This is a genomic window from Microcoleus sp. Pol7_B2, from assembly GCF_036701035.1.
Classification (GTDB): Bacteria; Cyanobacteriota; Cyanobacteriia; order Cyanobacteriales; family Microcoleaceae; genus Microcoleus.
The window spans coordinates 1-25412 of sequence record NZ_JAUBQB010000077.1; the positions used below are offsets into that span (position 1 = coordinate 1).

A 25412-nucleotide genomic window follows, 5' to 3' on the forward strand; every position below is an offset into this window, starting at 1 on the left:
GCACGCTAACTTACTCTCCATTTTTGGAAACAATACCTAATTTACCAGGGTTTGAGCCTTAACTGAACCGTATTGCAGTATACTCTCTGCTTCTCTACCTCCCAACTGACTAATGATGTTGTCGATTTCATCTTGTAGCATTTGAACAATTTTAGATGTTGAGCAATTGCCAACACGGAAATAAATAAATTTTGGAGAATGACCGTAAAGTAAACTCCGTTGATGAAAGTCAGAATCTTTGGAAACAATCACAAAATCATTTGTATTTGCATATTCCCAAATTTCTGCATCATCAGTATTTGTCAGTCCTAAGGTTTTGATATGAACTGAATCGGGAGAAAAACCGATAATTCTCTAAGTAATTCGGTCTGAGAGGTTTTCGTCCAACAGTAGTTTCACAGGGAGGCCACAAATAATTTTTTCTCACGATCTGCGGCAAAAGCAAGGCAGGCATTGATGTCTGCCGAAGTTAGTTCTGAAAAATCTTCCAGAATTTCTGCTTCCGTCATGCCACCGGCGAGATATTCTAAGATGTCGTAGAGGGCGATTCGCATTCCCCGAATACATGGTTGGCCACTGCGTTTTCCAGGTTCAATTGTGATGATGTCGTGGTAGTCCCTAAAGCAAGCAATAATTGGTACAAATATTTGTTTACATTCATAAAACTCAAGACTAAATTGTCTTATATCAAAATAAACTCAAAAGCGATCGCTACTACCGACGGCAAATCTGGGGAAGCCACCGACATACACCGTTTTGTAAAAGTGCAAAAGTTAACTGTCACCCTTGCTCGCTAGCCTAAATTTGTCATCGCCTTGAATGGTAAGATAACCGTCGTCGAATTGGACTACCACAAACTTGCGATTAACTGCGCGTTTTATAATGCCAATTTGTCCCGCGTATTTCCAATATCCAATTAAGCAGATAACCTTCTGTCCTGTGTGAAACTTAGAGTCTCCATATCGTTGTTTGCCGTGGCGATCCAAAATTCGTGCCTGGTGTGCTGAAGAAGCCGATTGCTTTAACTGCCGTAATTCCCCCACCGTAATCCCTAACTTCTGTGCATCCTCTCTCTCTTTTACCCTTGCGCGTCTTTGCGCGTTTTCCTGACTCTGACGCTCTTGTTCGCGCCAATAGGAATGACACTTCTCTAGTGCTGCAATGGCTAGGTTATCTCCTTTTCCAGCCAAACGAGATAGAGCATCTTGAGCCGCATAACGTGTTTTAGGATTATTTCCCCTGGAGGATCGCTCTAGTGCTGCGATAGCTTCTGGGTCGCCCTGACCAATCTCACCTAATTTGGTCAAGATTTTAACACCAGTGCTATCATATTCACCCCAGTTATACCACCTGCGGAGTTCTTCTAATAGAGCCGCTACAGTTGTTGCCCTGCCGACACCAGCCAGAATTGAGTCATCTTCATTACCACCGTAACTCATGTTGGTTTTCTATTTTTGAATAAAAGGGATAAAAAGCAATCTTGAAATAAGGGCACTTTCAAGCCATAACCCAATCAACCTACTATTAATATTCATAAAATAACGCTTTTAGGATAAATACCACGAGCTAGTTGAGGACTACCTCAATTATACAATTCCAATGCACAGGGATTTGATGTAAAACGCTCTGCTTTTAGCTCCCCGACAACTTCGGCGAAGTCGGGGAGTTGGGTATTCTGTTTTTTTAGGTGGGCTTAGTTAGTTCCACATTCTTGTCTCTCGAAAATTAAATCACCATTTGGGATTTTAGATTTGACCAGGCCTTAGCAAAATTAGCTGTTTTGATAAGATCGATCGCACTTCATCCAATCCCATCTCCACATCCGCCAAAATCTCTCCTATGCTTTTGCCAGACGGGCTTCCCTCTTTCTCCCCCCCTTGGCAAGGGGGGGCTGGGGGGGGTACACAACCTTGCAAAAACTCAAATTCCGCACTTGACAAATTGAGCAATTGGTAGTTGCAATCAAACACTTGTTGACTCGGCCAACCGTGCATACAACTACTCAACTCTGGAATTGCCGCCAAAAGTGCCTGATCGTCCGACCAATCAATTTTATTAACAGGCTTTTTGCCCAAGAAAAACTCGTAATGAGTGATTTCCGTATCCAACAATTCAATTAAGCGATAAAGCTCCCGTTCCGTCAAACCCTGAGCTCTTTCTATCAATTCCGGTGCTTTCCCCAAAAGTCTTTCTAACTGCCAATATCCCGGATTTGAAAAACCAATAAATTCCAATCCCGAAGCATCAATTAACTCGAACAAAGTCTCAATATTGTAGTCAATTTCCTGCGGGTGAACGTACATATCCGCAAAACATTCGTCCCGCTGATTTTCTCCTGCCCAACGCTGTTTTTCGTACTTGACAAGACGGTTGTTTTCTGGTAGAGAAGCAAAGATTTGACGGCCGACTTTGACGCCATCGGGATAGTCACCTTTTTGCGGGCCTTGGAGAAGTGCGATCGCCCTTTGCATGAGTTGAATTTCCCAGCGTCCGAGCTCAGCATACACAAAAATGTGCATCAAACCGCCCTCCGCCAACTTCGCTGCCAGCGCTTGAATGCCCCGGATCGGATCGGGTAAGTGGTGCAGCACGCCCACGCAGTTAATCAAATCAAACTCGCCCTCTAACTCGGCGGCATCGTACAGGCTGAGGTGGCGAAAATCAGCTTCGCGCGCTCCCGATCGCCGACAGCGTTCTTGTGCTACCTTCAAAGCACCTTCACTCAGGTCGATCGCCGTCACCGAAGCTTCAGGATTGAGGTGAATCAGATAATCCGTGCTCGAACCAGTGCCACAGCCAGCATCTAAAATCCGAATATCGAGTTTTCGCGGCTTTTGGCCGGTGCAAAAATTGTAAGCATCAGGCCAACTCCAGCGCCAGTTGTACCCAGGGGGCGGTTCGTCGGACAAAGGATCGGGCGGGAAAGGAAAAGTATCGTAAAGCCGCCGCACGGCAGCGCTGATATCAGGCGTAGTATCCATAGGTGAGGTAATAGGGCGTGGGTTTTGAGATTGGTTGTCAGTAGCTACGGGGTAACAGCGCTAGGCCATGCACTTCTGTTGCTGCGTTACTGGCAACAAAAGTGTCGCTTCGCTGGCGTTGGGCAAGCCTGAAACAGAGGGATCGGGCGATCGGCTAATCCCTGATAGCCAAGCCCTGACAGCTTCTGCGTAATAAAACTTATCATTTTTTCTCATATAAGCTCTCTTAAATCTATACAATAAATCTCGACAGGCTTTTTAACAAACAAGGACTGTCAATAACCCACCGCTGAACTGTCGGGTAAAGCGGAGGCGTCTTTCAAGAGAGCAAGAGGCCCAGAAACAGGCAGAAGAAAATTTTTGATTTTCTTTTCCCTTAATTGACGGCACTTGCTGCAATTCCCCAAAGGCAACTCTCCTGCCGAGTCTTTTTTTCCACGGGTATGCCGGCGGATCGCAGCGGAGGGAGTACCCCGTGCCTGCCTTCGGATCGGACATTTCCCCGCAGGCAGAAAGATGAAACCAAAACATTTTAATCTAAGAAAGTAAGCGCGCCCGAACCTCGTGACAGGTAAAGGCAAAAAGTAAACAAAGCAAAAATACCTACTTTGACCTGCATGAGAAAGCAGCGTTAGTCTGGGTAAATGCTACAACGATTTAGATAGGGAGCTAAGGAGTCTAATGACTGTAAAGGCAAGTGGTGGAAGCTCGGTTGCGCGTCCGCAACTATATCAAACTGTACCGGTCGCAACTATTTCGCAAGCAGAACAGCAAGACCGCTTCCTACAGCGGGGTGAACTCAGCGAACTGGCAAGTTATTTCAGTTCCGGGGCTCTTCGGATCGATATCTCTGCGACGCTGACCCAAAACTCGGAACTGATAGTATCCCGCGCAGCCAACCGGATTTTTACCGGCGGTTCCCCGCTGGCATTTTTGGAAAGACCACAAGAACCTGCGATGGCTGTAGCAGGGGCGGCTCGCGGCGGTACGGCGAATGTCTCTGAAGGCATGAAACTGGGAAATGTCACCTACGTAGAAAGCCGCTCTGGCGGCAACGGCGGTGGCGGCGGTTTCTTGGGGCTAGGAAATCTATTTTCTGGCAACGGTGGCGGCTACAGCGGCCCAATCCCAGCAGGATTTCAGCCGATCAATGTCTCGCGCTACGGCCCGGGCAACATGACAAAATCTCTGCGGGACTTGAGCTGGTTTTTGCGCTACATCACCTACGCGATCGTAGCTGGCGACCCGAACATTATTTCGGTGAACGTGCGTGGATTGCGGGAAATCATCGAAAATGCTTGCTCTTCGGCGGCCACAATTGTGGCAATGCAGGAAATGAAGGCAGCATCTTTGGGCTATTTCCGAAACAATGCAGAGGCAAGTGCGATCGTCGGACAGTATTTCGACGTAGCAATTACCGAATTCAAAGCTCCCACACCTTCAGACAAGGTGCGGCAGCGCGAAAGCAACGACCAGCAAGGTCTACAACTGCCTCAAATCTACTTCAACGCAGCCGAGCGGCGATCGAAATTCGTCATGAAAACCGGTCTGTCGTCGGCCGAAAAGCTGGAAGTAATCAAAGCAGCTTACCGCCAAGTATTCGAGCGCGACATTAGCCGCGCATATAGCCAAAGCATTTCTGACTTGGAATCCAAGGTCAAAAATGGCGAAATCTCGATGAAAGAGTTTATTCGCCGCCTTGGTAAATCTCCTCTGTACCGTCAGCAATTCTACGAGCCGTTTGTCAACAGCCGTGCTGTAGAACTTGCCGCCCGCCACTTCCTCGGCCGCGGTTTGAGCTCGCGGGAGGAATTTAGCAAGTATTTTGCGATCGTCAGCAAAGGCGGCCTGCCAGCCCTCGTAGACGCGATGGTCTATTCGCAAGAATATTCCGATTACTTCGGCGAAGAAACAGTGCCTTACCTACGCGGTTTGGGCCAAGAAGCTCAGGAGTGTCGCAACTGGGGCCCGCAAATTGATTTGTTCAATTTCAGCGCTCCGTTCCGCAAGGTTCCTCAGTTCATCACCTTGTTTGCCGGCTACAACCAGCCTCTGCCAGACCAGCACGTTTACGGTGTTGGCAATGACCCCTTAGAAATTCAGTTTGGCGCGATTTTCCCGAAAGAAACTCGCAACCCCAAGAGCCGTCCAGCTCCCTTCGGCAAGGACACCCGCCGCATCCTAATCCGTCAAGGTGCGGGGATTGACAATCAGTTGAGCAATCCGGCGGCTCGCGGTGCTGCTCCTGGTTCTCTGGGCCCCAAGGTCTTTAAATTAGACCAGTTACCGAGCAACTATGTTGCTTCCAAGAAAACTGCCCGCGGTGTCTCCAGCAGCTACAGCAATGCTTCCAGTGTCAAATATACCGAAAGTTCGACTCAAGCGGTGATTCGGGCAGCTTACCTGCAAGTGTTTGGTCGCGACGTGTTCGACGGCCAGCGCCAAAAGGTAGCGGAAATTAAGCTGGAAAACGGCGAGATTCCGATGCGCGAGTTTATTCGGATGTTGGCGAAGTCGGACGTGTTCCGCAATATGTACTGGAGCAAGCTCTACGTTTGTAAGGCGATCGAGTACATTCACCGCCGACTCCTGGGACGCCCTACCTATGGTCGCCAGGAAATGAACGCTTACTTTGACATTTGCGCCAAGAAGGGTTTCTACGCGCTGGTCGATAGCATCATGGACAGCATGGAGTACAACGAAGCTTTCGGGGAAGATACAGTGCCCTACGAGCGCTATGTGACTCCGGGTGGTTTGTCGATGCGGACGATGCGATCGGGTTCCGTCGCTGAGCAAAATGTCCAAGCTCAGACGCCAGAAACTCCTCGGTTTATCGAACTCGGCACTGCGCTCGATCGGGGCGATTTCGAGTTACAAAATAGCCTCGCTCAAGGTGTCAGCAAGCGGCGCGAACAAACTAAGGTGTTCAAGCTGACGACTACTTCGGACAAGGTAGCTTTGAAAACTTTAATTCAAGCTGCTTACCGTCAAGTTTTTGAACGCGACTTGAATCCCTACGTTGTGAAGAATGAATTCACGGCGCTGGAAAGCAAACTTGGCAACAATGAAATCAATCTCAAGGAGTTCATTGAAGGTTTAGGTTGTTCCTCGCTGTACGTCAAACAGTTCTACGCACCTTATCCCAATACTAAGGTGATTGAGTTGGGAACGAAGCACTTCTTGGGCCGCGCTCCCCGCAATCAAGCGGAGATTCGGACCTACAACCAAATCTTGGCAAGTAAAGGGATTAAGGGCTTTATCAACGCGATGTTGAACAGCGTTGAATATGCCGAGGCGTTTGGGGAGGATACTGTTCCTTACCGTCGCTTCCCGACTCTGCCGGCTGCGAATTTCCCGAATACTGAAAGACTGTACAACCAGTTGACTAAGCAGAATGGTGAGATTGTGGTTCCGAGTTTTGAGCCTGTGGCTGCTATTGACAGAAGCTAATAACAAACTGCAAGAAAGTTAATTTTGTAGGTTGACAAAAATCCTCCGTTACGGTAATGCTGTAGCGGGGGATTTTTGGTGATGTTACCTTTAACACCTGAAGATGTCTGGATGAAAAAGGCTCACCGCCTTGCTCCATCCCTAGCTTCCTTTGGTGGTGATGAAAATGCTTATCAGGAGTCGCTAGCTACTCAGTCGGAGGAAGCGCAGGCTGAATCGAAATCGGCAACGGAGTGGCTCAAGACTCAAGAAAAACAGCCTGCTGAGGTGTAGTAAAAGAAAATACATTCACAAAGAATATAACGACAATGATCACAAACAGAAGTGAGGACAAGTCAATAGACCTAAGTTCACAAAGGTTCTATCATGGCACTAAGGCAAATCTGAAGCAGGGAGACCTGATAGAACCCGGCTTTAATTCAAACTACGGTAAGAGGAAGAAGGCATCCTATGTCTATCTAACCGCCACCTTGGATGCTGCTATTTGGGGAGCTGAACTTGCCTTGGGCGAAGGACCAGACAGAATTTATATAGTACAGCCGACTGGTCCGATTGAAGATGACCCCAATTTGACGGACAAGAAGTTCCCTGGAAACCCAACAAAGTCATACCGTTCTCGGAATCCGCTACGGGTTTGTGGTGAGGTTACAGATTGGCAGGGACACACCCCAGAACAGCTCAAAGCCATGAAGGAGCATCTTGAGCGACTTAAGCAACTTGGTATTGAGGCAATCGAGGATTGAGCAAAAATGTGAAAATAAAGTCGCAATTCACTTTTCCCCGCGAGGGGATTAAAACTTTATAGACTTATTGAAATTTGCAAAATTCTAACATCCGTTTGATTTTTAGCAACTGTCTTTGAGATTTCCCAAAAGCCAGCCAGATACAATTGTTAACAGCCTATGCAGGTTTGAGGACAAGTGTCAAGCGATTTTCTTTCACCCGATCGCCACAGTAACCCCCCCCATCTCACAGAGGCAATCCCAGCCACCGCTCCTACTTCTGAAGCGCCAGTAATGGCAGAGTCGCTCGCTCCACTCAAACTTCCTTGCTCAGTCGTCAAACTCAGGGCAGTAATATTTAGGAGCCAGAGCGTTAAGTGCATCAACTTCAGCATTACCTTGAGGTTGCAGCAAGTCGATCGACATTCCGGCACTGAGCGCATTACATATCCCGCGCGCACGTTCGATAGCAGCTTGGGGATTTCGCTGAACGCGAGACACGACATCGGATGAGGATGAATTGAGCCGTTTGCTCAACGATCGTTGATAACTATTAAGAAAGGCCTGGTCATTTGGCTGTAAAGCGATCGGGCGGCCGCTGCCACTACTTCCACAAAGCTTACCTAAGTCGATCGTTTGACCATCACTTTTCTGTATATAGCAAACATAATCAACGGGTGTTTGAGCGACTGAACGACTAGATTGACATAGGTCAACGCCAAAGGCGATCGACACCATTACCAAAGAATAAAACACTCGTTTCGACTGTCTGACGTATTGCACGACTTTTCAAACTCCCACAAACCGTTAAACTTTCATAGGCTTATAGAGAACCCACACCGGATGTTGCCACAATCCGGCGTGATTCACCATATTCTGCATAGTGCGAACATTAAGCGTTTTACACGCAAATAAAATGCTCGCACTATAAGGCAGTAATGTTATGCTCCTCGTTGAGACTTCCAAGGGCCCCAAATGGCAAACGTGATGCCTGGGGTTTGGATATTAACGAACATAGTATTACCATCCGGCGAGAAGCAGGCTCCGCAAAACTCCAGATCGTTGATAGCATTTTTTGCCAGATGATACAGTTCCCCCTTGGGAGTTACGCCCACCACGAACTGCTCATCATCGCCATCTTCGCAAATGATCAGATCACCATGAGGTGCCACAACAATGTTGTCAGGGCCATCGAGTTCGTCAGCCGATTCAGCCTCAACAAAAAGTTCGATCGCATCTTGATCGGGAAGATACCGCCAAACCTGACCAAATCCGTTCGGTCTGCCATTGGCGTCAACAGAGCCACCGTCTGAACAACAGAAGTAAACTTCACGATTGCCGTACCAGATGCCTTCCCCACGAGTAAACTGGGCAGCACCTTTACCGAAACCTTCGACCCGTACCGTATCCGTAGCAGGGTCAGGATTGTCAATTGTCACCCATTCCACCGGCATCGGTTTGCCCTTGGGAAAGCCGGCAAAAGTTTTTGCTTGAGGCATATTCTTAATCTTCAGCGCTTGCAGAGTACCTCCGGCGCTTAAATTGTTCCGTTGAGATGGGATAAAGCGATATAAAAGGCCATCTCCTCGGTCTTCAGTCTCGTAGACAATTCCGGTTTTGGGGTCGATGGCTACCGCTTCATGGTTAAACCGTCCCATCGCAACTAAAGGTACGGGATTCACAGGAGTTGTTGCTTGAGCCGGCACTTCAAAGTTGTAGCCGTGAGATTTCGATACATTTCTCGCATCGTTTGGTCTAGGTCTATTAGTCGCCGGCGTCGAGACATCCTCCTCGCAAGTAATCCAAGAACCCCAAGGGGTCGGGCCGCCGGCACAATTTCGATAGGTGCCGGTAAGCGAAGCGTAGTGCTTGATGAGCTGACGATTGGGTCCAACCTGTAGTGTGGTTGTCCCTCCTTTGCAAAGAGGATCGTAAGGATTTGAACCCACAACTTGTGTTGTAGAATTCGGACTCAGTTCGTGATTGCGAACCAGAATCACCGTGTTTTGGGGACCTGGGAAAGCCGCCATGCCATCGTGACCACCGGGCACAGGGGAACCGTCGCTCATCATTTCGCCCGTTCGTGAAAAAGCCCGATACTGAAACCCACGGGGTAAATCTAACAACTTATTCGGATCGGGTACGAGGGGCCCATATCCTCCTCCAAATACTGATTCACCATTCGCCTTTTTGGTATACAGCGCTTGTAGAGGAGACATCATAAAAGTGCCAGCAGCACTCGCTCCTGCTAAGGTAAAAAACTTTCTTCGTGATAGTTGCATGAGCTTTTCTGGTGAATTAAACAAAGCATACTAAACCTGCATCAAGAGCAAGATAAGGTTGGTTTAACTTCTGATTAAGGTGGTCTCATAGCTGTTTAAAGTCAATCCAGCGGCTCGTAATTGGGCGACCACCTGATTCCAAATAAGACTGTAGGTGCTTTTACTACTGAATAGGAAGGCGCTGTGGTACTGACTGAAATAGTGTCGTTTTTGCGGGAGCCAAAATTAATTGAGCCCGGGGATAATTTTACGAAAATTCCTAATTTTTAAGTTGGCGTTCTGGCGAGCTACAGGCTCGTCACAGGCCACAACCCCGCTTCGGCAGCAGGTGTCGGTCACAAAATGGTAGAATTGATAAAAAATAAGTAGAAAAAAAAATCACGCCTAGAAACCCGGTTTCTTAAACAACACCTTCACATCTATAGCAATCCTAAATCATTTGTGAATTTCTTACTCCCTCCCCTTACTAAGGGGAGGGTTGGGGTGGGGTAAAAAAGTTACGACTCCTGCAAGGATTGCTATAAGTCACAAGGCTCTAAGAAATTAGGTTGGTTGAGGCACTTGTACCCAATGCCATCAATTTGAGATTTTAGATTTTAAATGTTTGCTCCCATCTAAAATCTCAAATCGCCAATCTAAAATCTGTTGTTGGTTTCGCTTCACAAGATCCCAACCTACTGGGAAAATGGCGAAGGTTTTATAAAAAAAACATTGTTTCTAGATACCTAATTACTACCTGTTTTTTTCGGTTAACCGTACTCCAATATCCACTTTGAGCCGAGAACATTACTGCCACATTTTCGTCGGTGATGTAAATGAAGTCGCGCTCGCTGTACAACGATAAATTACTTAGTTGTGAGAGGTATTAGTGAATTCCATTCATTCCAAATACGCAAAAATTAAGTATAATCTTTGAGTGCTGGTTTAGGGATGTACCAAAATATTGATCGCCCCGTCAAACAGCAGAATAAACGGGCAACTTGTTCGGATTAGTAAAATAGCTAAATGAATAAGCTATTAGGGCATAATGTTGTGAAAGATGGAACAGGGTATGGAACTAAATTTACAGAAATTTTATAGCGCCTGCAATCCCAGCTACACCCTGGCAGTAGCAAATCAACAAGACCGACAATACTATATCGATTTCTCTTCAGTGCGAGGCGGCACAATCGTAGAACAATTGGAGCGCACCATCAGCCGTCTGTCCCCCGATGCACCTACCTGTCAATTATTCACCGGTCACATCGGCTCTGGTAAATCAACAGAATTGCTGCGGCTGCAAGCTCAATTGCAGCAACAAGGATTTCATGTTGTTTACTTTGAGTCGAGTAAAGATTTAGACATGGCAGATGTAGATATCACTGACATTTTGTTGAGCGTTGCTCGTCAGGTGAGCGAAAGCATCGAGAAAATGAAAATCAAGCTGCAACCGACGGGTTTTAAAGCTTTGCTCAAAGGGGTTGCTGATGTTTTTCAAACTCAAATAGACTTGAGCGCTGAAGCTAATGTCCCTGGTTTTGGGGAAATAAATGCCAGCACGGAGGGAGAATTTTCTCTGGCGTTGGGAATTGGCAAAATTACTGCTAAGGCGAAAGATGCTCCGAATCTGCGATCGGAGTTGAGGCAATATTTGGAGCCGCGAACTAACGTAATTTTAGATGCGCTTAATAAGGAGTTGCTGGAGCCGGCTAATCAAGAACTCAAACGCCAAGGGAAACAAGGACTTGTAGTAATTATCGACAATCTCGATCGCATACACCTGTGCGCGAAACCGACGGGGCGGCTTCAGCCGGAATACCTGTTTGTCGATCGCGGCGAACAGTTGGCAAGACTAAATTGCCACGTCGTGTATACAATTCCTTTGGTGCTGATTTTCTCTAACGATTTGGGCCAGTTGACCAATCGATTTGGGGTAGATCCGAAGGTTTTGCCGATGGTGCCGGTGCAGTTGAGCGACGGTTCTGAGTGCTCTGAGGGTGTGGAATTGCTGCGACAGATGGTTCTGGCGCGGGCTTTTCCAACGGTGCATCCTTCGCAGCGCTATGCTTTGGTAGGCAAAGTTTTCGACTCTGCGGAAACTCTCGATCGCCTGTGTCGAGTCAGCGGCGGTCATGTCCGCAATTTGCTGCAACTACTGTATGGCTGTCTGCAGAAACAAGACCCTCCTCTGTCGCGGGAAACTTTGGAAAATGTGATCATCCAGCGCCGCCACCAGCTTACTTTGGCGATCGAACCGGATGAGTGGCAATTGCTGCGCCAAGTATCCGTTACCAAAACTGTGAACGGGGAAACTAAATACCAAATCTTGCTGCGGAGTCTCTGGGTGTTTGAATACCGTTACGGCGAGGATTATTGGTTTGATGTCAATCCGATTTTGGCTGACGCCAAAGAGTTTCGGCAAACAGTTGAGAGTTGAGAGTTGACAGTTAACAGTTGACGGTTTACAGTCACTCGGCGAGGAAAATCGCTTTTGAACCAACGAAGTTCACTGCTAGCCGACGAAAGAATAAGGGCCCAACTGTAGCAGGATCTGGTATGAAATAACAAAACTAAACCGTTAACAGTCAACTCTCAACACTCAACTACCAAAAATGATTAAAGGCACTACTAAACTGCTGGGAGTAATTGGCCATCCTGTCGAACATTCTCTGTCGCCGGCAATGCACAATGCTGCTATTTCCCACTTGGGAGTCGATTTTGTTTACTTGCCGTTTCCAGTAAAACCAGGGGATTTAAAAGCTGCTCTTGCAGGATTTGCTGCGATCGGCGTTCGCGGATTTAGCATCACGATTCCGCACAAACAAGCAATTTTACCGCTGCTGTCGGAAGTTTCCCCGATCGCCCGAGTGATCGGCGCAGTCAATACCGTATACCTGACTGACAAAGGTTGGTGTGGCACAAATACTGACGTAGAAGGCTTTCTCGCGCCGCTGCAAACCCCCCCAACCCCCCCTTACCAAGGGGGGGCTAAAGACGCGACCTCTGGCTTAGAAAGGGGCAATACGGTTGTTGAATCTGATTCGCCTCCTTACGAAACACGGGCTGTTGAATCCTGTCCCCCCCTTTACCAAGGGGGGGCTAGGGGGGGTTCCGATTGGAGTCAGAAAGTAGCGGTAATTTTGGGAAATGGGGGGGCGGCGAGAGCTGTTGTGGCTGGATGCGCTCAATTGGGATGTGTAGAGATTCACGTTGTCGGCCGCAGCGAACAAAATTTAGCGGAATTTCAGCAGAGTTGGGTCAATTCTCCGATGCCCGTGCAGAATTTGCAGGTTCATACTTGGGAGAATTTGTCAATGTTAATCTCGCAGGCAGATTTGCTGGTGAACACGACGCCTGTGGGGATGTATCCGCAGGGGGAAAAGTCGCCGGTTGCGGATGGTGAGATCGATGGAATTTCAGCAGGTGCGATCGTCTATGATTTAATTTACACCCCTAATCCTACCCAGTTTCTCAAAGATGCACAGCTTAGGGGAGCGCGAGCTATTGACGGACTCGAAATGCTAGTTCAACAAGGAGCAGCCGCCTTAAAAATTTGGCTCAACAAAGAATCCGTCCCAGTCGATGTGATGCGCCAAGCCTTGCGACAGCATTTAGGTCTAGATTAATGCCATTTCTTAAAAAAGTAGCTGTAGTTTTCCGAATTCCTAGAAGTAGGAATTTGAGGCTGAATTCGCGCTAAGCTGAGAATTAAAATATACTTGCCCCGCAATTTATGAAATTTCGAGCTATCAGCCTTTTTTTTGCTACTTGCCTAATCGGAATTTTTAGTTTGGTATTTACTCCACCTGCTTGGGCTCTGACGCAGATTAAACTTTCCGACCTTTCTTATCGCGAATGTCCGGCAGAGATGGGAGAAGGAACAGTCACCAGTGGCAGTTCTATGGAAGCTACCTGCTTTTTGATTACTGGGAAAGCTGAAAATAGCACGGGCAAACCAGTTGTCAATGCCGATATTTTCGGCCGCATTTATGATGCTGACGACAATCCGGTGATGCAAAACCGGACTCGCTTGGGTTCTATAGAAGAAGTTCCTCCCGGAGTTAGCGATTTTCAGCTCAGAATTTCGGTTGCCGCCAATCAACGAACACCTTTGAAGCTCAAGCAATTTAAAGCTACAGGTTTTACTGGCGTGGTTCGCCGCTAACGAAACTCTTTGAGATTTTAGATTGCTGATTTGAGATTTTGGGTTGGCTGTCCGTGAAACCGCGAGGCAGTTTTGGATTGTAGATTTTAGATTTGAGATTGTTGAGTGGCTGGCTATTTCTCATTTCTCATGTACGATGAACTCCCCAGCTTTTCAACCGGGGAGTTCATCTAAAAATCTCAAATCTAAAATTTAGTTGCCTGCAGCTACGTCTGCCAAACAATTTACGCTCGATGCTTAAAAACTTAAGCTTTTCAAACTACAAGGATGTTTGCAAGCTGGTCAAAAGATTGATCAAGAATTCCGAGCCGAACTGAAGTACAAAAAAAGCAATCAGTGGCGAAAAGTCAATCCCTCCCAAGGGGGGGATAATCGATCGGAATAGATTCAGGTAAGGATCTGTTAACTGACTCAAAATCGAAAACGGGGGGTCGTACCAATTGATATTCGGGAACCAGCTTAATAGCACCCGAAAAATCATTAGGGCTACATAGATTTGCAGAAAGGTGGACAGCGTGGTTGCCAAAAGGCCTATGGAATAACTCATATATTCTCGTTGAAGTTTGAGTAAAGTTTACAGACACTTTAACTTAAAGTTTAGCATAGGTGGGGGACAGGGGTAGCATGAGGCTGTTTACGGGCGGGCTAGAAGAGTAACGGCCCACAATAAAATTCACTCTTGGCTTCACAGGCCTGAAAAGCCTGTGAAGCGAGAATGGTGCAAGATGTCAGTAGCGCGCATTGATCTGCCCGACTAATCTAAAATCTTAAAAAGGAGTTAGGAGTCTTGAGGGATCGAACCCTCGCTGCCCGGCGCCGGCGCGTTGCCGTTTACGTCGCCGAGTTGCAGCCGCACGTCATCTATTGCCTGATTAAGCTGGGCAATTTTATCTTCTAAACTCAGCCTTGCTACTTCCATGCTGTCGGCTTCGAGTTGGCTGGCTTTCCTCTGGCGGATTTTTCTGGTTTTTGCGTCTGAAGGTTCATTCAGCAAAGCTTCAGCAGCGCGCCGCGACAGCACCGCACCCAAAACTGCACCCACCAAGCCGCCAACGGCAGCTCCGGCAATAAATCCCCCTGTAAAACCCTCTCGATTACTCATAGCTCAACTCAACTGCGCGATATTTCCTTGATTTGTTTATTTTGACACTCTACCGGTGAGAAACTGGGAGATTGTTAGTGGTGAGGTAGGCGTTGCCCCATTTGATGAGGATGGTTGTGGGGTGTCCCGCCTGCTGTGAAAATACACGCCTTCGGGATCAGGGGCCCATCCCCCAAAAAAAATCAAAATTATCCCGCAATTATGAAACACCGTCAGGTAAGGCGAGAATTCCGACTTCAGAGTTAAAGCGGATCATTTCCAAAGATCGATCGCCATAAAGATCTTCAATGTGTTCCAAGCAGCACTCGATCGCGAAATCGTTCAATTGAGCCGGCTCAACGCCGTACATCTCCTCAAACACCTCTGAGTCTACCCGACAAAAGCGCGGTCGATCGGCGTAAATTCCGCATTCTCGAGTCGCTTTGTCAAAATTGATACACCAACCGTCATCTCCGACTAAGCTCAAATAGAGCGATAATTCGTCTTCAGATAAATACTCGTCTAAGTCTGGGCGCTCTGTTGGGTCGAGGTAACAACAAGCACCGCACTGCTTTACGCAACGCCAAGTAGCCATAGTTTGATTTTAGATTTTAGATTTTAGATTTTAGATTTTAGATTTTAGATTCGGAGCATAATCGGGAAAATACAAAACTTTAGGAGATTGGGGCTCTTCAAGTATATCAATTGCCAGCCCCCGAGGCGGATCTCCTCCAGGGGTCTTCGATTTTAGATTTGAGGTTTTAGATTCCGCTCACTTTCGGGGAAGGGGCCTCAAGTCCCTGGTTTGCTGTCACTGAGAGGTCGATCGCAGTTTACATTTTGTTGAATTTTGTAAAGTTCCTTAAAAAATATGGTCGATCGCCCGGTAAAATCAGAAGCGGATTTTCTAATTCAACAATCTAGACTTAATCACTACAGTCAGGAGGACACATGGACTTTATAACCGATCTTTTCAGTGGTATGGCTGGTGTAGACTACCAACTCATTGTTCAGGTAGCTTTACTCGCAGCCGTCGTGCTTTCGGGCCCGATCGTGATTTTTCTGTTGGCAGCTAGAGGCGGCGACCTGTAATTATAGCACGCTCCGGGGCGATCGAGAGTTGGGAGTTTTGAGTTTTAAATGATGCAAAATTCACAAGGCTCGATCGCCAATTTTCCATGATGCACGAAATTTTTTATCAAATACCGAGTTATCAAATACCCAGGGCGTGTTTAGCAGTTTGAATCAAATTCTCAAAAAAAGGTAGAGATACATCGACTTCTCTAGCATCTTTGCGGGAGTTACCTAACAAACCGATGTTTTGTCCGGGTGAAACAGCCAGAACTTGCCCTTGAGAGTTGCGAATTCTCAATTCCTCGATCGAGCCTGCAGGAGATAGACTGCAAGAATAAGTGCGATCGCAATAATCAAACTCCACTTTTCCGAACCTCGGCGGTCTCGAAGTAGCAGCATCGGCAGGCAGCCGAACGCCCAACAATTCTAACTCAACCGATGTCTTGCCATTAAAACTATTTTCCCGCAATCGGTAAGCAATATCCACCCGCCGAGGCAAAGGAAAATATTCCCCCCAACGCCAAGCAATCGCCTTCACACTAGCCGATACATTTCCATCTTGAGTTGCAGTTAGTTTAACGTGACCTCCTTTACCCACAATTTTCTGTTCAGTTATGCAAACATTAGGCGTCCAAAATACAGGAGCCTTATTTTCTATTCCGCAAGGTTCCAGAGCATCAATTTGTCGGTAAAGGTCGAGATTAATCTCAGCCAAATCCGCTCGCACATCTACTGAAACCAGCGGTTTTAGGTGTTCCGGCTGCAAGCATTGATTGGCAAAAACTGACAGTTGATTGCGGAATTGTTCAAGATTCTGGGCCGGCATAGAAAAACCGCCAGCCGCTTTGTGTCCGCCAAATTTAGTTAATAAATCCGCGCAAAAATTCAGGCCGTCAAATACATTAAACTCAGGAATTCCCCTCGCCGAGCCCCGGACAATTTTATGGGCGACCGTCCCTACAGCCTCGTTCTCGCCAGCCTCATCCTCAAAAGTACCAATAAACACAGGTACGCCGTAGCGTTCCACCAACCGAGAAGCTACAATCCCGATCACCCCGTGGTGCCAACCCGGTTGCACGACAACTAAAACTCGTTCTTGCTGCAAGTCGATCGCCTTTTCCTCGCACCAAGCAATTGCTTCCTGCTCTATTTCCTGGCACAACTCCTGCCTGCGCTGATTGATTTGTTCGCACTGCATCGCATTTTTCAGAGCCAATTCGCGATCGTCCGTGGTCAGCAACTCTATCACAATTTGAGGGTCAGCCAGCCGCCCCACAGCATTAATCCGGGGCCCAAGTCGAAAACCAATATCTTCAGGCTTTAAGGAATTCTTAGTTTTATTTTGCGAGTTGAGAATTGAGGGACTTTCCGCACTTCCCGGCTGCACTCCCGCCACCTGAATCAAAGCCTGAATACCCGCCAATTGCGAGTGAGGCAACAGCCGTAAACCACGCTTTACCCACCGCCGATTAACTCCTGTCAAAGGTGCTAAATCCGCAATAGTTCCCAACGTAAATAACTCCAGCAGCGGATTCACCAACCCGCCCACTTTCTGCATATCCTGAGCCAAAGTAATCGCCAAAACATAAGCAACGCCTACGCCAGCCAAACCGCGATAAGGTGAAGATTCTGCAATTAATTTCGGGTTGAGAATAGCATCGGCAGGCGGCAGTTTTGGTGGCAAATCGTGGTGGTCTGTAATAATAACTTTGACACCGAGTTCTCGCGCTCTAGCAACCGGGCCGTAGGCTGCAATTCCGTTGTCAACCGTGAGAATGAGAGCGACACCTTCCGAGTGAAATTCTTCTACAATGCGATCGTTAATCCCATAACCTTCTCGCATCCGGCTGGGAATAGCATAATCCACATTCGCCCCCAGCAGCCTCAGAGCGCGTAACAACAAAGCCGTACTCGTCATCCCGTCAGCATCGTAGTCGCCGCAAATCGCAATTTTTTGCCCTCCCGAAATCGCTTCCCGCAACAGTTTGACACTCGCAGCCAAATCAGGAAACTCATCGGTTGGCGCGGGCAAAACCAGAGATTCCGGTTCGATAAACCCTTGCACTTCTTTCAGAGAATCGATGCCCCGGTTAATCAGTACCTGTGCCAGCAAGGGCGACAAACCGATTTCGGCGGCAAACTGTTCGGCTTGCTGTGTTTGAGGCGAATAAATTTGCCACCGTTGGTTTGGCAATCGGTGAAAATGCGGAGGCACAGATGTCGGTATCTCTTGCACGGAAGCTGAGGTTTAAATATACATAGTTAATCTTACCGAATTAAGTCACTGCGTCAATCAATTGTAGATTTTAGATTTTAAATTGAGCCTAAAGATGAGTTTTTTGGGTAAAATCCAAAGGTTGTTTGTAGGAAAGCTTTTTTTGGAAGCTCTCACCCCACCCAAATAGGGATATAAGCCCTGCTAGCAGTCGTGGAGACCAAAAAATTTTAGACCCTAGTTCAAACGCCCCAGATTTATCTGTGGAGTCAATCTAAAATCTCGAATCTAAAATCGACTGGCGGGAGCAGAAGAACTAAGTTTACCAGGCATTTGCGCCGCCCGTGCTAGGGCGGGGCTAATTTAATTTAATGAGGAGACTTGCATGAGTGGCGATCGACCACGTTGGTTTAAAATTGCATTACAGGTTCGGGGGTCTGTCATTCCCTCAATTTTGCCCCGCGTTTTGCTGTGCGGCGGCTTTGGAGTTTTTATTTCCCTGCTGCACTTTTTAAAGTTGCCGGTGTCCATGCCCATTTTGTCGAGTATTGTACCGAGTATTGTCCTGGGTTTACTGTTAGTTTTTCGGACAAATACAGCCTACGAACGATTTTGGGAAGGTCGAAAAATGTGGGGAACTTTAGTCAACAACGTCCGCAATTTGGCGCGCCAAATCTGGGTAGCAATTGAGGAAAAAGCCCCGCAGGATATAGACTTAAAAAAGTCGGCCCTGCGCCTGTTACCTGCCTTTGCAGTGGCGATGAAACTGCACTTGCGGCAACAATCAGTCAATCCAGAGTTGGAGCCGTTAATGTCCCCAGCGCAGTACCACAAGCTCAAATCAATGAACAATCCGCCCCTAGAGATTGCCTTTTGGATTGAGGATTATATGCACGAGCAGTACGAGCGCAATTGCGTGGATGTTTATCAGTTAACAGGTATGAATCAATTGCTCAACTCTATGATTGATGTACTAGGCGGCTGCGAGCGGATTTTGAAGACGCCTATCCCTTTGGCTTACGCGATTCACCTGAAACAACTATTGTTACTTTACTGTTTGGCACTGCCCTTTCAAATGGTGAACGATTTGAGTTGGGGAACTGGCCCTGTTGTGGCTTTAATTAGTTTTACTTTGTTCGGCATCGAAGAAATTGGCATTGAAATAGAAAATCCCTTTGGACACGATGCCAATGATTTGCCTTTGGACAATATTTGTGCTGCCATGCAGCGCAATATCGACGATTTAATTTCTTTATCTCCTAGCGTTCACGAACAGGTGAAAGATAAGTAGAGTCATTAGATTTTAGATTTTAGATTAGTAGATAAAATCTAAAATCTAAAAGCTTCGGGTTAATTTTTAACAATAAACCGCATTAACCCAGCCAATACTAACAATACAGGTGTCAGCCAATCTCCCCAGCGCACGTACAAAGTTTGAGTTTGTCGCCGATAAATAGTAGCATCTCGGACTTCATAGGTATTAATTTCCGACTTCCAAACCGTCTCGCCGCGAGGATTTACAAAAGCAGAATAACCCGTATTAGTTGCGATAGCTGCCCATCTATCCGTCTCAATTGCCCGCATCACATCGAGAGCATGATGTTGATCCAACATGGGCGGTTTGTAATGGGCATTGTTGGAAGCGGTGATCATAAATTCGCCTCCATTCGCCGCCTGATATCGAAAAATTTCAGCAAACGCGGAATCGTAACAAATGCCGACAATGGCGCGGCTAAAAGGCGTATCAAACAATTGTTGAGAATTGCCGGGTACTAAATGAGCATCTAAGGGAGAAAGCCGATTAATAATCCCGCCTAAGATTTCATAAAAAGGGATATATTCGCCTAAAGGCACTAGCTTTAGTTTATCGTAGCGGCCGACAATTTCTCCAGTGCGATCGATCGCCAATAAGCTGTTCGTAATACTATTATCTTGCTGTCCGAATCCTCCCACCCAAGCCACAACGCCGCGATCGAGAATAGCTTGGTAAAAAGAAAGAGTAGAACGTTGATACTCATTTGTCCAGATAAAAGGCAAAGCTGTCTCTGGAATTAACACAGCATCGACTTTCCTGTCTGCTAACTGTTTGTATCCCGTGGTGTAACCTTCCAAAGCGCGCCCCCAACCCCCTGAATCAAACTTAATCTCGTTAGGAATATTGCCTTGAATAATGCCAATTTTTAAAGCGGTTGCAGCTTCTTGATTCAAAGGGCGGTTGTATAAGCTCCATCCTACAATATGCAAAACTACACACAAACTAGCAGGCAAAATATAAGCAATCCAATTCTTCCTTCTTCCTTCTTCCTTCTTCCTTCTTCCTTCAATAAAAGCTTCGGCGATTAAGCCATTTACTGCTACAAGAGCGGCTGTTACGGCGCTGGGCCCGGAGAGTTGACCGAGGTGCAATATTGCTAAATTGTGCGGGCTTTGCGTATATGATAGGGATGTCCACCACAGCGAACCTGTACTCCAAATACTTTCTAAGGCGCACCACAAAGCTGTGCCAATTAAAACGCGAGTTAATGCTGAAAATTGAGCTTTACCCCCCCCAGCCCCCCCTTGTAAAGGGGGGGAGTTAAGAATAAGAATAGGATTTTTGTCTGGTAAAGTTAGGGAGTTGAGAATTACAAATAGCCACGCCCAAACGGCGACTAAGGCGGCTCCCCAGAGGGTGATAAATGCCCAGCAAAAAAGTGCGATCGCCAAACTCGGCCACCAAGGAACTCCCAACCAAGTCATCGGATGAATTCCCATAATCCAAGATAAAGCTAATCCGTGATAGCCAATTCCCCAGAGTGAAGGAAGAAGGAAGAATGAAGCAGGAAGAAGGAAAAATTTTGGTTGTTTTACTTCTTGAAGAGGCCTTTCATAACTAACAACCAAAATCCACAGGGGAGCTAATGCTACCCAAGCCAATAGCCAAGCATTTACTGGTGCGGTTGTCAATGCCATCAAAATGCCGCTCAAAAATGCGATCGCCCAGGCTAATGTTTTGGATTTATGAACCGCGAGTTTTTCAAATTTGTGCCTGTTAAATATCGCCACTTTGATGATTGCCAAAAATAATAATTCTTAATCAATATATCAGATCGATCGGGAAGTTCGGCAAGGCGCAGTGTATGGGATTTAACGGATTTAACGGATTTAACAGAAAAAAATCTCTCAAATTCTACTAGCCAAAACAAAAAGCGCCCCTATTTCTAGGAGCGCTTTTTGTTAAATCAAAAGCTAAATTTAGCCGTTGATGGAAGGAGCAACCATTGCTACTGGGGTGACTTCACCGGCTGCCAAGTCGAGGGGGAAGTTGTGAGCGTTGCGCTCGTGCATTACTTCCATACCCAAGTTAGCGCGGTTGATGACATCAGCCCAAGTGTTGATGACGCGACCTTGCGAGTCGATAACCGATTGGTTGAAGTTGAAACCGTTCAAGTTAAACGCCATCGTGGAAATACCCAAAGAGGTAAACCAGATACCGACAACTGGCCATGCACCTAACAAGAAGTGCAAAGAACGGCTGTTGTTAAAGCTCGCGTATTGGAAAATCAAACGACCGAAGTAGCCGTGGGCTGCGACGATGTTGTAGGTTTCTTCTTCTTGACCGAATTTGTAACCGTAGTTCAAAGATTCAGTTTCGGTGGTTTCGCGAACCAAAGAAGATGTTACCAAGGAACCGTGCATGGCGGAGAACAGAGCACCGCCGAAGACACCAGCAACTCCCAACATATGGAAGGGGTGCATCAGGATGTTGTGCTCGGCTTGGAACACGATCATGAAGTTGAACGTACCGGAGATACCCAAGGGCATACCGTCAGAAAAGCTGCCTTGTCCGATCGGGTAAATCAAGAATACTGCGGTGGCTGCTGCAACTGGTGCAGAGTAAGCGACGCAGATCCAAGGACGCATACCTAAACGGTAGGACAATTCCCATTCACGACCCATGTAGCAGAAAACGCCAATGAGGAAGTGAAAAACTACCAATTGGTAGGGGCCGCCGTTGTACAACCATTCATCGAGGGAAGCTGCTTCCCAGATGGGATAGAAGTGAAGCCCGATCGCATTCGATGAAGGAACAACAGCACCAGTAATGATGTTGTTGCCGTACATCAAGGAACCAGCAACTGGTTCGCGGATGCCGTCGATATCTACTGGAGGAGCAGCGATGAATGCGATGATGTAGCAAATGGTGGCACTCAGCAAGGTGGGAATCATCAAGACGCCGAACCAACCGATGTAAATCCGGTTGTCAGTGCTAGTTACCCACTCGCAGAACCGTTCCCAAACGTTGCCGCTTTCGCGACGCTGTACGGTTGTTGTCATTTGGTTTATGATGGCTTAATTGAATTTTCAAGGTTCGTTGTGGGGATGCCCCACGCTTATATTAGTAACACCATTCACTAAAGTTTGCCAAGGGATTACTGCTGACAATTTAAAGATTTTACAAACATTTACAAAAATTTGATTCTTGATAAATATTTATAGTTTTTTACAAAGTAATATTACCCACTTAACACGTTAAATATAGCGACCTGAAGAACTGAATCTATTATCTGTAGCTTGCTCCAGCACTTCGAGCCAATTATTTTTGTTCAGGTCGATTCTCTTTCTATCTAAATATTTGTTAATTAGGTCTTGAAGAGATAATTTTTAATATTTGTTAACATATAACTGGTGGCTTCTGCGAGGGGAAATTTTTATCGGGAGAATACTGAAAAGCTGGTTTTTAGTGCGATCGGGCTGCATTCTCAATAATCTCCAATCAACGGGGTTTATTGACGAAAAAAGAAACCCGGTTTCTAAGGCGCTTGGCAATAGAAATAAACCGAGCTTCTGAGGATGAGTCCGTAAGTTCTGCGTAAAAATTAGGCTTTAGCCTGGGGGCCACTTCATCTGCCGACCGCCGAGAATGTGAAGGTGCAGGTGGTCTACAGTTTGCCCGCCGTCGCTGCCGCTATTAATCACGACGCGATAGCCGTTGCTAAGTCCGAGTTGTTCTGCTACCCGTTTGACAGTCAGCAGCAAGTGTCCCATGAGAGCATGATCTTCCGACTCGGCATCGGCTAATTTGGCAATAGGCTGTTTGGGAATGACGAGAATGTGGACGGGCGCTTGCGGATGGATATCTCTAAACGCGAGGGCCAAGTCGTCTTCATAAACGATGTCTGCCGGAATCTCTTTGCGGATGATTTTGCTGAAAAGCGTTTCTTGAGTTGTCATGGGTGTTAATGAAGTTCGGCAACGAGCAATGTACGGGATGTAATGGATGTAACGGATGTAACGGATGTCGGGAAGAGGGAAGAGGGAAGACCCAGCAGGAGAGAAGGAAGATGAGAAAAAGAAGAGGCAAGGAAAAGTTTTTCTTGCCTCTTCCGATATTCATTAGTCATTGTTAATCATAATAGATGATGAATCAAGGACAGGCAAATTAAGGATAAAGAAAAATGCTTGCTAGGGTGTGGAGTGCATCGATCGTTGGAATTGACGCGGTAAAGGTTGGTGTTGAGGCTGATGTGTCGGGGGGGCTACCGAAAATTGTGGTTGTGGGGTTGCCAGATTCTGCGGTGCAAGAAGCTAAAGAAAGAGTTAAGGCTACCCTAAAAAATTCGGGATATGGTTTTCCGATGCGGAGTATTGTGATTAATTTGACTCCGGCGGATTTGCGGAAGGAGGGGCCGAGTTTTGATTTGCCGATCGCCATTGGCATTTTAGCAGCATCGGAACAAGTCAGCGCTGAACTTTTGGGAGATTATTTGTTTTTAGGGGAACTTTCTTTAGATGGGAGTTTGCGGCCTGTCGCTGGGGTTTTGCCGATCGCCGCTGCTGCTCAAAAAATGGGTATTTCAGGGTTGGTTGTACCGGCTGGTAACGCGCAAGAAGCGGCTTTGGTGCACGGAATATCTGTTTATGGTTTTGAGAATATTTTTGCAGTTACTGATTTTTTGAACAATCCTGAAGCTTATTCGCCTGTAGAAGTAAACGGTCGAGAAGAGTTAGCAAAAACGCGGTTTCCGGGTTTAGATTTAAAGGATGTAAAGGGGCAAATTCACGCGCGGCGGGCTTTGGAAATTGCGGCGGCGGGGGGACACAATTTAATTTTTGTGGGGCCGCCAGGGAGCGGTAAGACTATGTTGGCGAGGCGTTTGCCGGGTATTTTGCCGCCGCTGACTTTTGATGAAGCTTTGGATGTAACTCAGATTCATTCGGTGGCCGGGTTGTTGAAGGATAAGGGAAGCTTGGTGGGCGATCGACCTTTTCGCAGTCCTCACCATTCGGCATCCGGCCCTTCTTTGGTAGGTGGCGGCAGTTTTCCGCGTCCGGGTGAAATTTCTTTAGCACATCGCGGTATCCTTTTTCTGGATGAATTAACTGAGTTTAAAAGAGATGTTTTGGAGTTTTTGCGGCAACCACTGGAAGATGGTTATGTGACGATTTCTAGAACTAGACAATCGGTGATGTTTCCGGCTCAATTTACATTAGTTGCAAGTACGAATCCTTGCGCTTGCGGTTATTACGGCGATTCGATTCAACAGTGTACTTGTTCGCCGCAAAAGAGGGAGCAATATTGGGCAAAACTTTCGGGGCCTTTGATGGATCGGATCGATTTACAAGTGGCGGTTAATCGTTTGAAACCCGAGGAAATTACGCGACACCCGACTGGGGAGGAGTCGGAACCGGTGCGGGTGAGGGTGCAGCGGGCGCGAGAGATCGCAACTCGCCGTTTTCAGTCGGAATCTAGTTTGCGCTGTAATGCGGAAATGCAAAGCAGTCATATTAACAAATGGTGTCAGTTGGATGATGCTTCTCGGAATTTATTGGAGATGGCGATTCGGAAGTTGGGGCTGTCGGCGAGGGCTAGCGATCGCATTTTGAAGGTTGCTAGAACTATTGCTGATTTGTCGGGGGATGAAAGCTTGAAAACGAATCATGTGGGGGAGGCGGTGCAGTATCGGACGATCGATCGGATGCAGTAAACAGCGGCTACAAAGACACAATACCCCGATACCCGACTTTTTAAATAAGTTGGGAATCTAACAGTTGATTCGGCGATTTAAATCATTTCTAAACCTACGAAGTCCCAGCAAAGAGGGACTAAGGGGTTAAGGGGGTATTTAAGCTCGATTGATGTTGTCCAATTATTTAATTGAGCCAGTGACACGCCCCGATGTTCCTATGTTTATTGTCTGATTGTGTGCTGCATGGTGCCAGGAGCACTTGTGACAGTTGCGTAAGTTCTGTTAGTGTTAGATTGGAGGAGGCGACAGCAAACCGAGGCAGCAGTTAAAGTGGCGATCGAGGAAGCTTTAGACCAAATGCCCGAAAGCTAATCAACAGAAGTGTATCAGCGCAAATATCAAGAGTTTTATCAGCACGTCTACGAATCTTATTCTGAGGCCACACGCAGTATCTATACCACCGCAGCTTGAAGCTGGTGTCAATGCCACCCACCCCCAGCTTTTGTCAAAAAT

Annotated in this window: 24 protein-coding genes; 9 read left to right on the top strand and 15 right to left on the bottom strand. The window is 46.9% G+C overall.

Going from position 1 to position 25412, the window contains the following annotated elements; all coding sequences use genetic code 11:
- Window positions 1-36: 36 nt before the first annotated feature.
- From QUA57_RS22850 to QUA57_RS22875, 6 genes are all read right to left on the bottom strand, one after another.
- Complete coding sequence (locus tag QUA57_RS22850) at window positions 37-351, bottom strand: DUF5615 family PIN-like protein (protein WP_333251356.1); 315 nt, start codon at window positions 349-351, stop codon at window positions 37-39.
- A gap of 44 nt (window positions 352-395) precedes the next feature.
- Entirely contained in the window at window positions 396-632 is a 237-nt protein-coding gene (locus QUA57_RS22855) for a DUF433 domain-containing protein (protein ID WP_333063835.1), read from the bottom strand.
- Between the two features lie 141 nt (window positions 633-773).
- Complete coding sequence (locus tag QUA57_RS22860; protein ID WP_333063829.1) at window positions 774-1439, bottom strand: hypothetical protein; 666 nt, start codon at window positions 1437-1439, stop codon at window positions 774-776.
- A gap of 306 nt (window positions 1440-1745) precedes the next feature.
- Entirely contained in the window at window positions 1746-2981 is a 1236-nt protein-coding gene (locus tag QUA57_RS22865) for a class I SAM-dependent methyltransferase (RefSeq protein WP_333063826.1), read from the bottom strand.
- Between the two features lie 60 nt (window positions 2982-3041).
- A complete protein-coding gene (locus tag QUA57_RS22870) occupies window positions 3042-3197 on the bottom strand; it encodes a hypothetical protein (RefSeq protein ID WP_333063824.1) in 156 nt (51 codons plus the stop codon).
- 42 nt (window positions 3198-3239) lie between these two features.
- Window positions 3240-3512, bottom strand: a complete 273-nt coding sequence (locus QUA57_RS22875; RefSeq protein ID WP_333251352.1) for a hypothetical protein — start codon at window positions 3510-3512, stop codon at window positions 3240-3242.
- Between the two features lie 150 nt (window positions 3513-3662).
- Between QUA57_RS22875 and QUA57_RS22880 the strand changes: the two genes are divergently transcribed.
- The 3 genes from QUA57_RS22880 to arr all read left to right on the top strand — a co-directional run bounded on the left by QUA57_RS22880 (window position 3663) and on the right by arr (window position 7174).
- Window positions 3663-6431 (top strand): phycobilisome rod-core linker polypeptide, encoded by a 2769-nt coding sequence (locus QUA57_RS22880; RefSeq protein ID WP_333063821.1) that lies wholly within the window; start codon window positions 3663-3665, stop codon window positions 6429-6431.
- 81 nt (window positions 6432-6512) lie between these two features.
- Window positions 6513-6704: a hypothetical protein gene (locus tag QUA57_RS22885; protein WP_333063819.1), complete on the top strand. Its 192-nt coding sequence runs from the start codon at window positions 6513-6515 to the stop codon at window positions 6702-6704.
- Between the two features lie 35 nt (window positions 6705-6739).
- Window positions 6740-7174, top strand: coding sequence for an NAD(+)--rifampin ADP-ribosyltransferase (arr, locus tag QUA57_RS22890; RefSeq protein ID WP_333063817.1), 435 nt, complete (start codon window positions 6740-6742; stop codon window positions 7172-7174).
- Window positions 7175-7483: 309 nt separating this feature from the next.
- On the opposite strand, the gene QUA57_RS22895 is transcribed toward arr, so the two are convergent.
- Entirely contained in the window at window positions 7484-7936 is a 453-nt protein-coding gene (locus QUA57_RS22895) for a DUF732 domain-containing protein (RefSeq protein ID WP_333063814.1), read from the bottom strand.
- 158 nt (window positions 7937-8094) lie between these two features.
- Window positions 8095-9435: an alkaline phosphatase PhoX gene (locus tag QUA57_RS22900; RefSeq protein WP_333063812.1), complete on the bottom strand. Its 1341-nt coding sequence runs from the start codon at window positions 9433-9435 to the stop codon at window positions 8095-8097.
- A gap of 1051 nt (window positions 9436-10486) precedes the next feature.
- On the opposite strand from QUA57_RS22900, the gene QUA57_RS22905 reads away from it, so the two are divergent.
- The 3 genes from QUA57_RS22905 to QUA57_RS22915 all read left to right on the top strand — a co-directional run bounded on the left by QUA57_RS22905 (window position 10487) and on the right by QUA57_RS22915 (window position 13579).
- Complete coding sequence (locus QUA57_RS22905) at window positions 10487-11851, top strand: P-loop NTPase fold protein (RefSeq protein ID WP_333063808.1); 1365 nt, start codon at window positions 10487-10489, stop codon at window positions 11849-11851.
- Between the two features lie 175 nt (window positions 11852-12026).
- The gene (locus QUA57_RS22910) at window positions 12027-13040 is read left to right on the top strand and encodes a shikimate dehydrogenase (RefSeq protein ID WP_333063806.1); all 1014 of its coding nucleotides are present in this window, start codon (window positions 12027-12029) and stop codon (window positions 13038-13040) included.
- 107 nt (window positions 13041-13147) lie between these two features.
- Window positions 13148-13579 carry a hypothetical protein gene (locus tag QUA57_RS22915; RefSeq protein WP_190657424.1) on the top strand — a complete coding sequence of 144 codons (432 nt, stop codon included), beginning with the start codon at window positions 13148-13150 and terminating at the stop codon, window positions 13577-13579.
- 259 nt (window positions 13580-13838) lie between these two features.
- Here QUA57_RS22915 and QUA57_RS22920 read toward each other — a convergent pair whose 3' ends face one another.
- The 3 genes from QUA57_RS22920 to QUA57_RS22930 form a co-directional block, all read right to left on the bottom strand.
- The gene (locus tag QUA57_RS22920; protein WP_333042371.1) at window positions 13839-14126 is read right to left on the bottom strand and encodes a YggT family protein; all 288 of its coding nucleotides are present in this window, start codon (window positions 14124-14126) and stop codon (window positions 13839-13841) included.
- Window positions 14127-14357: 231 nt separating this feature from the next.
- A complete protein-coding gene (locus tag QUA57_RS22925) occupies window positions 14358-14681 on the bottom strand; it encodes a hypothetical protein (protein ID WP_333042370.1) in 324 nt (107 codons plus the stop codon).
- A 199-nt stretch (window positions 14682-14880) separates the two neighbouring features.
- Window positions 14881-15255: a YkgJ family cysteine cluster protein gene (locus tag QUA57_RS22930; protein ID WP_333063803.1), complete on the bottom strand. Its 375-nt coding sequence runs from the start codon at window positions 15253-15255 to the stop codon at window positions 14881-14883.
- Window positions 15256-15611: 356 nt separating this feature from the next.
- Here QUA57_RS22930 and psb30 point away from each other — a divergent pair, with 356 nt between their 5' ends.
- Window positions 15612-15752: a photosystem II reaction center protein Ycf12/Psb30 gene (gene psb30, locus QUA57_RS22935; RefSeq protein WP_242717077.1), complete on the top strand. Its 141-nt coding sequence runs from the start codon at window positions 15612-15614 to the stop codon at window positions 15750-15752.
- 121 nt (window positions 15753-15873) lie between these two features.
- Here the strand turns inward: psb30 and recJ are convergent, their stop codons facing one another.
- Window positions 15874-17970 (bottom strand): single-stranded-DNA-specific exonuclease RecJ, encoded by a 2097-nt coding sequence (gene recJ, locus QUA57_RS22940; RefSeq protein WP_333063801.1) that lies wholly within the window; start codon window positions 17968-17970, stop codon window positions 15874-15876.
- A 364-nt stretch (window positions 17971-18334) separates the two neighbouring features.
- Here recJ and QUA57_RS22945 point away from each other — a divergent pair, with 364 nt between their 5' ends.
- Window positions 18335-19240, top strand: coding sequence for a bestrophin family ion channel (locus QUA57_RS22945; RefSeq protein ID WP_333063799.1), 906 nt, complete (start codon window positions 18335-18337; stop codon window positions 19238-19240).
- 59 nt (window positions 19241-19299) lie between these two features.
- On the opposite strand, the gene lnt is transcribed toward QUA57_RS22945, so the two are convergent.
- The 3 genes from lnt to QUA57_RS22960 all read right to left on the bottom strand — a co-directional run bounded on the left by lnt (window position 19300) and on the right by QUA57_RS22960 (window position 23163).
- Window positions 19300-20901, bottom strand: coding sequence for an apolipoprotein N-acyltransferase (lnt, locus tag QUA57_RS22950; protein WP_333063833.1), 1602 nt, complete (start codon window positions 20899-20901; stop codon window positions 19300-19302).
- A 282-nt stretch (window positions 20902-21183) separates the two neighbouring features.
- Entirely contained in the window at window positions 21184-22266 is a 1083-nt protein-coding gene (gene psbA, locus QUA57_RS22955; protein ID WP_333063797.1) for a photosystem II q(b) protein, read from the bottom strand.
- 549 nt (window positions 22267-22815) lie between these two features.
- Window positions 22816-23163, bottom strand: a complete 348-nt coding sequence (locus QUA57_RS22960; RefSeq protein WP_172188364.1) for a histidine triad nucleotide-binding protein — start codon at window positions 23161-23163, stop codon at window positions 22816-22818.
- 224 nt (window positions 23164-23387) lie between these two features.
- Between QUA57_RS22960 and QUA57_RS22965 the strand changes: the two genes are divergently transcribed.
- Window positions 23388-24917, top strand: a complete 1530-nt coding sequence (locus QUA57_RS22965) for a YifB family Mg chelatase-like AAA ATPase (RefSeq protein WP_333063796.1) — start codon at window positions 23388-23390, stop codon at window positions 24915-24917.
- Window positions 24918-25412: the final 495 nt, after the last annotated feature.